At 66.6% G+C, this 11,960-nt stretch carries 9 protein-coding genes, 1 pseudogene and 1 riboswitch; of the genes and pseudogenes, 5 read left to right on the top strand and 5 right to left on the bottom strand.

Going from position 1 to position 11,960, the window contains the following annotated elements; genetic code table 11:
- The first annotated feature begins 153 nt into the window (after window positions 1–153).
- The 4 genes from VFH59_RS08650 to VFH59_RS08635 all read left to right on the top strand — a co-directional run bounded on the left by VFH59_RS08650 (window position 154) and on the right by VFH59_RS08635 (window position 3,949).
- Complete coding sequence (locus VFH59_RS08650; protein WP_325164483.1) at window positions 154–729, top strand: cation transporter; 576 nt, start codon at window positions 154–156, stop codon at window positions 727–729.
- A gap of 156 nt (window positions 730–885) precedes the next feature.
- Window positions 886–2,739 (top strand): cytochrome c/FTR1 family iron permease, encoded by a 1,854-nt coding sequence (locus tag VFH59_RS08645; RefSeq protein ID WP_325164482.1) that lies wholly within the window; start codon window positions 886–888, stop codon window positions 2,737–2,739.
- A gap of 158 nt (window positions 2,740–2,897) precedes the next feature.
- On the top strand, window positions 2,898–3,365 hold the full coding sequence (locus tag VFH59_RS08640; RefSeq protein WP_325164481.1) for a cation transporter: 468 nt from the start codon (window positions 2,898–2,900) through the stop codon (window positions 3,363–3,365).
- A complete protein-coding gene (locus tag VFH59_RS08635) occupies window positions 3,362–3,949 on the top strand; it encodes an undecaprenyl-diphosphatase (protein WP_325164480.1) in 588 nt (195 codons plus the stop codon). The genes VFH59_RS08640 and VFH59_RS08635 overlap by 4 nt, the downstream gene beginning before the upstream one ends.
- Here VFH59_RS08635 and VFH59_RS08630 read toward each other — a convergent pair.
- From VFH59_RS08630 to VFH59_RS08610, 5 genes are all read right to left on the bottom strand, one after another.
- Window positions 3,946–4,902: a cation diffusion facilitator family transporter gene (locus tag VFH59_RS08630; RefSeq protein ID WP_325164479.1), complete on the bottom strand. Its 957-nt coding sequence runs from the start codon at window positions 4,900–4,902 to the stop codon at window positions 3,946–3,948. The genes VFH59_RS08635 and VFH59_RS08630 overlap by 4 nt on opposite strands.
- Before the next feature lie 91 nt (window positions 4,903–4,993).
- Window positions 4,994–5,317, bottom strand: a complete 324-nt coding sequence (locus VFH59_RS08625; protein WP_325164478.1) for a P-II family nitrogen regulator — start codon at window positions 5,315–5,317, stop codon at window positions 4,994–4,996.
- Window positions 5,314–8,445, bottom strand: a complete 3,132-nt coding sequence (locus VFH59_RS08620; protein ID WP_267171824.1) for an efflux RND transporter permease subunit — start codon at window positions 8,443–8,445, stop codon at window positions 5,314–5,316. The genes VFH59_RS08625 and VFH59_RS08620 overlap by 4 nt, the downstream gene beginning before the upstream one ends.
- Window positions 8,445–9,542 (bottom strand): efflux RND transporter periplasmic adaptor subunit, encoded by a 1,098-nt coding sequence (locus VFH59_RS08615; RefSeq protein WP_325164477.1) that lies wholly within the window; start codon window positions 9,540–9,542, stop codon window positions 8,445–8,447. Before VFH59_RS08615 ends, VFH59_RS08620 begins: the two co-directional genes overlap by 1 nt.
- Window positions 9,539–10,693, bottom strand: a complete 1,155-nt coding sequence (locus VFH59_RS08610) for a TolC family protein (RefSeq protein WP_325164484.1) — start codon at window positions 10,691–10,693, stop codon at window positions 9,539–9,541. The genes VFH59_RS08615 and VFH59_RS08610 overlap by 4 nt, the downstream gene beginning before the upstream one ends.
- Before the next feature lie 695 nt (window positions 10,694–11,388).
- Window positions 11,389–11,564: riboswitch (yybP-ykoY riboswitch) on the top strand.
- Window position 11,565: 1 nt separating this feature from the next.
- On the opposite strand from VFH59_RS08610, the pseudogene VFH59_RS08605 reads away from it, so the two are divergent.
- Window positions 11,566–11,960, top strand: a pseudogene (locus tag VFH59_RS08605) (sodium:calcium antiporter); the annotation flags it as partial.

Genomic DNA, 11,960 nt, shown 5'->3' with positions numbered 1-11,960 from the left:
TTTCTTCGCCAACTCACCGATGCGCATGGCTTGACCCTGTAGCCGCTACGGACCTTAGTCTAGTGGAACCGTCTTGATCGAGGGCCGGCGATGGCTTGCTGTGAGTGCGAATCGACCAGCCAAGCCCTGGTCCAGTCCAGGGCACAGCGCCGTGTGCTGTGGGTCGTGCTGGCGATCAACGTCGCCATCTTTGTGGCTGAGTTTGGCGCGGGCGTTTGGGCCGACTCAACGGCCCTGCAAGGCGACTCGCTGGACAGCTTGGGGGACGCCTTGGTGTACGGGCTGAGCTTGGTGGTGCTGGGGCGGTCACTGCGCGCCCGTGCCGGAGCAGCTCTGGTCAAGGGCGGCATCCAACTCGGCTTCGCCGGCGCCGTGCTTGCCGAAGTACTGCACAAACTAATCGCGGGCTCCGAACCCTTGCCGGCGGTGATGGCGGCGGCCGCCGGGCTGGCGCTGATCGCCAACATTACCTGCCTGGCACTGCTCACGCGCTTCCGGGGCGACGACATCAACATGCGATCGGTGTGGCTGTGCTCCCGCAACGACGTGATCGGCAATGTCGGCGTGCTGCTCACCACGGTACTTATCGCCTGGAGCGGTTGGCGGTGGCTGGATTTGGCCTTTGGTGCAGGCTTGGCCGTGCTTTTTCTGCGCACTGGTATCGAGGTGCTGGGTACCGCGTGGCCGCAGTTCCGTCCCCGAACCGGCGCACTATCGCGTGAGCCCTAAGCGAAGGCCACCTCCGGCGGCTATACTGCAGGAATGATAACGACTCGCATTCGCAGTATCTTACGAGGCGGCCTGGTCCTGGCCGTGCTGGCCGGCGGCGCCCTCACGCCAGTCCTCGCCCAGGACACCGCTTCGACCGTACCCCAGACGTGGCAAATGCTCGACTACCTGGCTACCGACTACGCCGGTGCGGTCAAGAACGGAGCGGTCCTGAGCACCTCGGAATACGCCGAGATGCGCGAGTTCACCGCAACGGCACGCCAGCGCATCCAGTCGCTGCCGCCCACGGCCGCGACACCCGCACTCGTAGCCCAGGCGAACGGTTTGATCGCGTCGATCGAGGCCAAGGCGCCGCCGGCCCAGGTGTCGCAGGAGGCGCATGCTTTGGCCGACGCCTTGCTGAAGGCGTATCCGGTACCCACCGCACCCGAGCATGCCCCGGACCTGGCCCGTGGCGCCACGCTGTACCAGAGCCAATGCGCCGTATGCCATGGCGCGACGGGGCGTGGGGATGGCCCTGCGGGCTTGCAACTGGACCCGCGCCCAGTGAACTTCACCGATCAGACCCGTGCGGACCAGCGTAGTGCATTGTCGCTCTACGAGGTGATCAGCCAAGGCGTCCAAGGCACGCCGATGGCTAGCTACGCCACGCGGCTATCGTCGAGCGACCGCTGGGCGTTGGCTTATTACGTGGGTTCGCTTGCCTACACCAAGGAAGCTCGCGCGGGTGCCGAGGCTTGGCAGCATGACCCTGCCGCCCGCGCCCAGATTTCGGATCTGAAAGATCTGTCGCAGGCCCGTGTGGCACAACTGGCACCGGTGCTAGGCATGGCGCCGGCGCGTGCCATTCTCGGCTACCTGCGTGCGCATCCCGATGCCGTGCAGCACGCGTTGACGGGGTTGCCGCTGGCCCGCGGGCGGGTGGCCGCGAGCGTGGCGGCTTACCGGTCGGGCGCAAAAGCGGAAGCGGCCCAACTGGCGCTTTCCGCCTACCTCGACGGCGTCGAGCCCGTGGAGCCGCAGCTCGATGCCCGCGACAGTGCGTTGCGCGCCCAATTGGAGACCGCGATGGGTGCGTTCCGCACCACGCTGTCCAGCGGCGCGCCCTTGGGCACCGTGGTTAAGCAGGCCGGCGAGGTGGACGCCTTGCTGGCTCAGGCGCAGACCGTTACTGCTGAGGGCAGCGACGATCCCATCGCCACCTTCCTGGGGGCCTTCACGATCCTGGTGCGCGAAGGCTTGGAGGCGTTGCTGGTCGTCGTCGCCTTGCTGGCGTTTCTGCGCAAGGCTGAGCGGCCACACGCCGTGCGTTACGTGCACGCCGGCTGGGTGCTCGCGCTGGTGGCCGGCGGCATTACCTGGGCGATCGCCAGCTATGCAATTTCCATCAGCGGGGCCGGACGCGAGCTGACCGAGGGTCTTTCCTCACTCTTCGCCGCGGCTGTGTTGCTGAGTGTCGGCCTGTGGATGCACCAAAAAAGCATCGGCGGACGTTGGCAGGCGTATTTGAAGGAGAAGATGACGATGGCGCTCAACCAGCGTTCGGCCTGGTTCCTGTTCGGCCTGGCGTTCATCTCGGTGTATCGCGAGGTCTTTGAGACCATCCTGTTCTACGCGGCCCTGTGGAGCGAAGGACAGGAGGTATGGTTGCTCAGCGGCATCGCCGCTGGTGCGCTGGTGCTGATCCTCATCGCCTGGGTGCTTATGCGTACCAGCCGGCGCCTGCCGATCGGCACGTTCTTCTCGGCCAGCTCGGCCCTGATCGCCGTCCTCGCCGTGGTGTTGGCGGGCAAGGGCATGGCCGCGTTGCAGGAAGCGGGCTGGGTGCCGGTCAGCATCGCGCCGGTGCCACACATCGAACTGCTGGGCATCTATTCCAGTTGGCAACCGCTTGCAGCGCAGGCCCTTGTCATCCTGCTGTTGGCCGCGGGTTTTCTGGTCAATGTCATGCGAGGGCGAGAGGCGTCGACTGGAAACCGGGTTCCCGTCGCGGAAACGAACGACAGATGACCGACCATGGCTGAATGCGGTTGCCACGCGGAAGCGAGCAACGAAGCCGAGCGACGCATTCTGCGCCTTGCGCTGGCGTTGAACGCAAGCATGTTCGTCATCGGAGCCCTCGCCGGGTGGCTTGCGCAATCGATGGCCTGATTGCCGATTCGCTGGACATGTTCGCCGATGCCTGCGCGTACATTGCGCTGGCGGCGTGGCAGCGTAGCGCCTTCTTCAAGGCTCAGGCGGCGGCGTTGAGCGGAGCGGTACTCCTGCTTCTGGGAATAGGCACCCTGGGCGGCGCGGTGTGGCGTCTGCTAATGGGCAGCCATCCCGAGGGCGTCTGGATGATAGTCGTGGCGTTCGTCGCCTTCCTGGTCAACAGCACGGTCCTACGACTGCTTCGGCGTTTTAGCCGTGGCGAAGTCCACCTGCGTGCCACGTGGTTGTTCACGCGGGTCGACGTAGTGGCGAACCTGGCGGTAATTCTCTCCGGTGGTCTGGTGCTGTGGTTAGGCCATCCCGCGCCTGATCTGATCATTGGGGCGGCGATCGCGCTCTACATTCTCAAGGAAGCGCTCGGCATTCTCCGTGAGGCCCGTGAGGCGCGCGCCAGCGCACCGACTTCTTCGATGCGGCCATGACGCCTCATCTCATTCAAGCCCTCGCCGCCGAAATGTATCGGTGGGATCTGAGGTGGTTTCATGCGATTCATCCCACGATGGCGCCGTCGACGACGATGCGGCTGTGGGCGCGCGGCTTGGCAGACGGGCCGCTGCTGATGACGGCGGGCCTGCTGGGTTGGATGCTGGTCACTCCACGCCGTTCCTTGCGCTGGCTCGCGTGTCGCGTCATGGCCGTGGCGGGTGTCGCCCTGGTGGTGAACGCGCTGGTGGCCCTGGTCTGGGATCGGCCGCGTCCCTTCGTGGCGGGCATCGGGCACGCGTGGATGAGCCATGCCGCGACCGGCAGTTTTCCCAGCGATCACCTGACCCTGCAGTGGACCATCGCCGGCCTGCTTCTATGGGACGGCCGTACCCGGTGGTGGGGTGTCGTGGTGGCGCTGCTCGGCCTGCCGATGGCGTGGGCACGCATCTATCTGGGCGTGCATTATCCGGGCGACATGGTGGGCGCCCTTGCCATGGCTGTCTTGGTGGTGGCGAGTTGCGGGGTCGTGCGCAACCGCTTGCCTGCCCCTGCCGAGCAGCTCCGCGCTCAAGTGGACTAGGCGGTCCCTTTCGACTCGAACGCACAACTCTTTGGATCGAGCGAGGAACGATGCCCGTGATCGGTCTGAAGCGTCGTGTGCAGGATCTTGAAGCGGTCGTGCAGCATCGCTTCGACCCGCCCGCGCACCTCGTGGCAATCGATATCCTCGTGGACGACGAGATGCCCCGATAGCGCGGGCATGCCGGAGGTGACCTCCCACACGTGCAGGTCATCCAGCCGTACCACGTCCGGCTCCTCACAGATCGCGTTGGCGATGGCTTCCGGGTCGAGCCCGCGCGGCGCCGCTTCCAGGAAGATGCGGCCAGAGTCGCGCACCAGACCGATGCCTGCCTTGAGCATGAGTCCGGCAACGACCAGTGCGGCCAGTGCATCGACGCGGTCCCAACCGGTCCACCAGATAATGGCGCCGGCGATGGCGGTGGCGATGAAGGCGTAGAGATCGGTGAGGATGTGCTGGAAACTGCCTTCCACATTGAGGCTCTGGCGGTTGGCTTTGCTCATCGTCCACACGGCGAGCAGGTTCACGCCAATACCGACTACGGCGATGACCGTGACCAGCACGCCTTCCACCTGCGGCGGATGGATCAACCGACGCACGGCCTCGACGACAAACCACACCGAGAGCAGGAGCAGCGTCAGACCGTTGGCCTGGGCGCTCAAGATTTCCACCCGCTTGAGCCCGTAGGTATAGCTGCCGGTGGCTGGACGCGCGGCCAGACGCATGGCGACCAGCGCCAGGGCGATGGAGCCGACGTCGGTGAGCATGTGGCCGGCATCGGAGATCAGCGCCAGCGACTTGGCGAGGATGCCCACGACCACCTCGGTGGCCATGAAGCCCAGCAACAGCAACAGCGCAATGACCAGGTAGCGCTTGTCCGCATCCTTGGCGACGCCATGGCTGTGGTCGTGATGATGGCCGTGGTCGTGGCTGTGTGGGGACGTATCGCTCATGGGGTTCTCCGGAGGCGGAGGCCACCTTACGCGGCCGCCGCGGTGTTATGTCATCACGCACGAAGAGGCGGCGCGCCGCGCCGCCCTTGCATCAGTCCGTGCGCCCGTCGATCGGCCAGGCGTGATCGACGGTGCTCTGGTACACCCAGCCGGCCACGGTCTGGCCGGTGCGTCCGTGCAGCCGGATGAGCCCGACGGCGCGTTCGGCTTGCTCGTCCTCGCAGAACACTTCGAGCTTGACCTCGTTGGTGACGCGGTCGCCGATCTCGATGGAGTAGTTCTGCTCTCGATCGCTCAGTGCTCGCAGCAACCCCTTGACGTCGATGATGGACAGGTGGCGAAAGCCCGCCTGTTCCAACGCATGGACGATGTCGGCGATGCGCCCGCGGTGAATGAACGCTTTGACTTCTTTCACGGTTGGGTCTCCTGTTGGGCCAGGCGTCGCGCGGCACGCTCTTCGATCCAGTCGTAGAGCACCGGCAGCAGCACGAGGGTGAGCAAGGTGGAGGTGATCAGGCCGCCGACCACCACGGTGGCGAGCGGGCGCTGGGTCTCGGCGCCGACGCCGCTGGAGAGCAGCATCGGCACCAGGCCGAGGATCGCCACACTGGCGGTCATCATCACCGGACGCATGCGCAAGGCGGTTCCGCGGATCACGGCCTCGCGTACGGGCAGGCCCTTCTCACGCTGCTCGTTCAAGAAGCTCACCAGCACGATGCCGTTCAACATCGCCACACCGAACACCGCGATGAAGCCGATCGCCGAGGGCACCGACAGGTATTGCCCGGTGATCGCCAGGCCGACGATGCCGCCGATGGTGGCGAACGGCACGTTGGCAAGGATCAGTCCCGCGTACTTGACCGAGTTGAAGGCGGTGTAGAGCAGCACGAAGATGAAGAAGATCGTCGCCGGCACGATCAGCGACAGCCGCTTCAGTGCGCGTTGCTGGTTCTCGAACGCGCCGCCCCATTCGACGTAGTAGCCGGTCGGCAGCTTCACCTGCTGGGCGATCTTCGCGTTGGCGTCCTTGACGAAGCCGTCGATGTCGCGGCCGCGCACGTCCATCTGGATCACCGCGTAGCGCTGCAACTGCTCGCGGCGGATGAACGAGTAGCCTTCCGCATCGCTGACCTTGGCGACCTGCGCCAGGCGCACGATGGCGCCGTTGGACGTGCGCAGCGGAATGCGCTCGATCGCCTGCAACGAGGCCTTGTCGTCCTTGTCCAGCCGCACGGTGATGTCGAAGCGCCGGACGCCGTCGAGCAGGGTGGAGACCGGTTCGCCGCCGATGCCGTTCTTGACCACGGTGAGCACGTCGTCGGCGTTGAGCCCGTATCGCGCCAGCGCATCGCGGTCGACCTGGATACGGATCTGCGGCTTGCCGATGTTCGCTTCCAGTGCGAGGTCCGCCACGCCGGGAACACCGGCCAGCACGTCCTTGATCCGGCCGCTTAGCCGGTCGAGCTCACCCAGATCGTCGCCGTAGAGCTTCAACGCCAGGGTGGCGCGCACGCCGGAGATCAGCTCCTCGATGCGCATCTGGATCGGCTGCGTGTAGCTCACCACCGCGGTGGGCAGCGCGGCGGTCAACTCCTTCTGCATGTCCTCCTCGATGCTTTCCAGCGTCTGCCCATCGCGCCACTGGTCCTTGGGCTTGAGCGGCGTGTACACCTCCATGTAGTTGACGTCCGCCGTCTCACCCTTCTCGGCGCGGCCGATCATCGCCAGCGTGGTTTCCACTTCGGGAAACTTCTGCTTGATCAGCGTGGCGACCTGCTTGGAGATGTCGATCGATTCGTCCAGCGAGGCCGAGGGAATGGAGGTGATGCGCCACATGATCGCGCCCTCCTTGAGGTTGGGCATGAACTCCTTGCCCAGGAAGGGGAACAGCGCCAGGCTGCCAACCAGCGCCGCACCGGCGATGGCGAGCACGATCTTGCGGCGGGCCAGTGACCAGGCCAGCACCGTGGCGTAGTGGCGCTTGAGGAAGGCCACCAGGCGTGTGTCCTTCTCCTCCTTGGGCTTGAGCACCAGCGCGGCGAGCACCGGGATCAGCGTCAGCGCGAGCAGCAGGGAGCCGCCCATGGCGAAGCTGATGTTGAAGGCCATCGGCTTGAACATCTTGCCTTCGAGCCCCTGCAGGCTGAACAGCGGCAGGAACACCACGATGATGATGAGGATGGCGAACGCCACCGGGTTGGCGACCTCACGGGCGGCCGCCAGCACGGCAGCCGTGCGGTCCACCGGCAATCCGTGCGCCTTGCGCTCGGCCATGATGCGGAAGGCGTTCTCCACCATGACCACCGCGCCGTCCACCATCATGCCGATGCCGATCGCCAGGCCAGCCAGCGACATCAGGTTGGCCGAAAGGCCGACTTGGTTCATGCAGATGAAGGCGATCAGCATGGCGAGCGGCAAGGCCACCACCACGACCAGTGCGCTGCGGAACTCGCCCAGGAACAGGAAGAGGATGATCGCGACCAGGATCGAGCCTTCGATCAGCGCCCGCACCGCGGTTTCCACCGCCGCGTTGACCAGCTCGGTGCGTTCGTACACCGGCTTGACCACCACGCCCGGCGGCAACGCCTGCTTGACCGTGTCGAGCTTGGCCTTGACCGCATCGACTACGCTCTTGGCGTTCTCGCCGATGCGTGCCAGCGCCTGGCCCATCACCACTTCCTTGCCGTCGCGGGTGACCGCCCCGGTGCGCGGTGCGCCGGCTTCGACGATGTCGGCGACGTCGCGCACGTAGACAGGTGTGCCGTCCTCGCTCTTGAGCACGATGCTGCCGATGTCCTTGGCGTCCTGCACTAGACCCAGACCACGCACGAGGTACTGCTCGCGGCCGACGTCGATGAAGTTGCCGCCCACTTGCGCGTTGTTCGCCTGCAAGGCCTCGATCACGTCCTTGAAGCCCAGCCCGTGGGCGATCAGCTTCATCGGATCGATGCGCACCTGGTACTGCTTCTCTTGACCGCCCCAGGAGGTGACATCGTCCACGCCCGGCGCGGTGCGCAGGATCAGGCGGATGGTCCAGTCCTGCAGCGTGCGCAGGTCCATGTCGTTGGGTGCCTTGGCGGCATCCTTGAGCTTGGCGTCGGCGCGTTCGACGGTGTACCAGAACACCTGGCCCAGGCCCGATGTGTTCGGACCCATCTCCGGCTTGCCGTAGCCGGCCGGCAGGCGGTCGCCCACCTGTTGCAGCCGTTCGTTGACGAGCTGGCGGGCGAAGTAGATGTCCATGTCGTCATCGAAGTAGACCGACACATAGGACAGGCCGAACAGGCTGACCGAGCGGATCTGCTGCACCTTCGGCAGGCCGGCGAGGGCCGACTCGACCGGCGTCGTGAGCAGCTGCTCCACATCCTCGGCCGCCAGGCCAGAGGCTTCGGTGTAGACGTTGACCTGCACCGGCGTGACGTCCGGGAAGGCATCGATGGGAAGCTGGCGCACGGCCTGGAAGCCGAGGAAGCCGATCACTGCGAAGGCGATCAGCACGAGCACCTTGTAGCGCAGGGAGAGTTCGACGAGGCGTTCGAGCATCATTCCTCTCCCAGTTGCGAGCGCAACAACCGCGCCTTCAGGGCGAAGGCGCCCTTGCGCACGTAGGTGTCGCCGGGCTTGAGGCCCTGGGTGATGACGGTCCAGCCGTCACGGGTATCGCCGGTGACCACCGGTGCCGGCTCGAACTGACCTTTCCCCTTGGCCAGGAACACGGTGGGCTGGTTCTGCAGCAGGACGATCGCTTCGGCGGGTACCGCCAGCGCGTGGGAACTGCCGCCGACGGCCAGGCGCGCCTCGACCAGCTCGCCCGGGTGCAGCAGGTCCTTGCGGTTGTCGACCTCGATACGCACGGGCACCGTGCGGGTGCGTTCGTTGGTCTGGTGCGAGCGCTGCACCACGGTGCCGGAAAGGGAGGTGTCGTGTGCGATCACGCGGGCCTGGCCGCCGGCCTCGATCCGCTCGGCGTCGGCGGGCGCAAGCTGCGCCTCGACCCACACCGAATCTTCCTTGACCAGGGTGAACAGCGTGCGGCCGGGTTCGACGCGTTCGCCGACCAGAAAGTCATCGGTGGTGACACGGCCAGCAGCCGGCGCCAGCAGCTCGAAGCTGCCGTCGGCGGCCGCCGAGCCTTTGCGCAGCAGCGCGGTGATCTGTCCTTCCGACAGGCCGTAGGCGCGCAGCTTGCCGCGGGCCTGGTCACGCGCAACCTTGGCTTCGTTGTAGCGGCGGGCCGAGACGGCCTGCGGACCCAGCGCGGCGATGCGCTGCCAATCCTGCGCGGCCACGATCAGCGCGCCTTGGGTTTCCGCCACTTCGACGCTGGAGAGCACGACCAGCGGATCGCCGGCCTTCACCACGTCGCCGAGCTTGGCCTTGCGGGCCAGTACCTGCGATTCCACCCGCGGCGAGACCAGCACCGTGGAATAGGCGTCCGCCTTCACCTCGCCGGGCGCCTTCAGCTCGTCGGTCAACGTGCGCGGCGCGGCTTTGGCGAGCACGATGCCCGCCTCCTGTAGGGCTTTGGCATCCAGCGCCAGCGGATCGGCGGGCGCCGGCTCCTGGGCCAGGGCCGGCGCGGCCAGCGCGGCCAACAAGGCCCAGCCAAGAAGGTGTCGTTGCATGTTCGTCTTTTTCATCGGGAAGCATCCTGTGGGCGGCCATCGATCCAGTCGGCGAGGCGGCCGGCAGCGGTGAGGTAATCGAACCAGGCCTGCCAGGCCTGGCTTTCCAGCTCCTGGCCGGACAGTGCGGTGTCCAGGCTCTGCTTGAGCTGCACGAGGTAGTCGGAGGTGCTGATCTCGCCGGCGCGCCAGAGCTTTTCCAGCAGCGTGGTGCGGTCCTCGAAGGCGGCTGCGCGACCGTGGCGGAACGCCCCGGCAGCAGAGCGCAAGGCGCTGTAGCGTGCCTGCGCCTCCTGCAGCGCAGCACGCGCCGTCTGCTCCTGTGCCCGCACGTTGGCGCTCGCGGCATCGGCTTCGGCGTTGGCTGCCAGCACCTCGGCCCGGCCCGTATTGAGCACGGGCAAGGGGATGGACACGGCCAGGCCAATCACTTGATCGGTACGCGGGCCGCTGCGGACCTGGCCACCGGTGAGGCTCAGTGTGGGATCGGGAATGCGGGCGCGCCGCGCGACCTTGACACCGGCCTCGGCGCTTGCGAGTTCGGCCCGTGCCTGGGTGAGTTGCGGCAACTCGTCGAGCGGACGTGGCGCGATGCTCGCGGCGTCCGGCGGGAGGGCCTTGGGCAGCGGCGGCAAGTCCGCGCTACCGCTGGCTTGGCCGCTGATCGCCAGCAGCGCCGCACGCGCGGCGGCCTCGTTGCCCTCCAGCGTCGCCTGCTGGACCTGGGCCTCGCCGAGGGCGAGGCCGGCCAGGTCCCGCTCCGGGCTGCTGATGTCACCGACCTTGAGCCGCTGGGCGGCCAGCGTGTCGAAGCGCTGCATCAGCGCGAGCCGTTGGCGTCCGAGTTCCGCTTGGCGCTCCGCCAGCGAAGCGGTCGACCAGGCGGTCAGCCAGCGTGTCGCGATGTCGCGCCGCAGGAGCGCATAGCCCGCCTCGCTGGCGTGCAGCTCCGCCGCGCCCTGGCTCGCACGGGCCCGGCGCTTGCCGGAAAGATCCAACGCCAGGCTGACGCCGGCGGTACGCCGATCCACGTCGGCGTTCTCGGCGGCCAGATCGAGCGAGGGGTTGTACAGCGGCTGCGCGGCCGCCTGCGCTCGCGCCCGGGCGGCATCGAGCTCGGCACGCGCGGCTTGCACTTGGGGACTGGCGTCCCAGACGCGGCGTATCGCCACCTGTAACGCGCCGGGCGCGGTTATCGCTACCGCGGTAGTGGACGAAGGGGAAAGGGATTGATCGGGTCGCGGCGCGGCGTGCAACGCCAGCGCGGACAACAAACACGCGGCACCCACGGGCACCAGACGCAAAACAGCCATACAGCCATCTCCTGAAAAAACGTTCACGGGCGAGGCAGCCGCAAGGCGGCTACCTCAGGACGGGAGCGATTTCAGGCGATTGGAGGGCGCAACAGCGAGCCGGTGACGGCTGGCACCCATCCGGACGAAAGGGCGGGTACAGGGAGCTGGGGCTCCTGCGCGAGGGCAGGTGTTGCCGCACTGGAGGGCAAGGTCATCGAGTGGGCGCAGGCGCAATGGCAACGACTGCCTTCGCCCAGCCAACAGGTGCCATCGTCGCTTGCCGAGGGTGCGTCGATGGCGAGGTCAGGTGAGGTGTCGAGAGGGGCTATTGCCGTGGAGTCTGCCGCACGAGAGGTGCCCGGACCATCGGCCAGGCACACGGTACCCGTAGCAAACTTGACCAGCAGCACGAACACGGCCAACACCCACAGGCCGCGGTGGCGGCGCAGTCGGGTCAGCAGTGGCGTGGCGTGCGGAGGCATCCCTTGATGCTAAGCGGCGCTCACGCCGTTACACAATCGCATGCGGTCGTTTGACGCGACCAGACGGCACCTTTACCCTCGCCGCTCCCTTGGGGAGTAGCCGCCTTCGTATCCAGAAGGGGTCGCGTCAACACACTTGGCCCCATGGCCATGGCGCAACCGGTCATAAGCGACTTGGCAAGACCATTGGTACCTGCGTTCGTCCCGGTCGGGCGAGAGCGCAGGCGCCATTGGCTTTTTCGCCCGGCCCAAGGTTCCTCGATGCAAAGCTTGTTGCTAACGCTGGCCTTCCTCTTGGGCTCGGCTGTCGTGATCTATCTCGCCTGCGAATACTTCGTCAATGGCGTGGAATGGGTGGGGCGCAAGCTCGCCGTCGGCCAGCAGGCCACGGGCTCCATCCTTGCCGCCTTCGGCACTGCGTTGCCCGAGAGCGTGGTTACCTTCATCGCCGTGGTTTTCGGCGCCGACGCCAGCCAGAAGGCGATCGGTGTGGGCGCGGCGCTCGGTGGTCCCCTGGTACTGGCTACGATCGCCTACGCGGTGGTGGGCGCCACCTTGCTTGCGACCCGTAAGTCGTTGCCGCAGACCGAAGCAGTTGCGCGCCAGTTCAAGCGCCTGGCGCACGACCAAGGCTGGTTCCTTGCCATCTTCCTGGT

The organism is Frateuria sp. (genome assembly GCF_035695185.1).
Classification (GTDB): Bacteria; Pseudomonadota; Gammaproteobacteria; order Xanthomonadales; family Rhodanobacteraceae; genus Frateuria_A.
The sequence above is the reverse complement of the archived record's forward strand: the minus strand, read 5'-3'. Positions and strand labels throughout refer to the sequence as shown.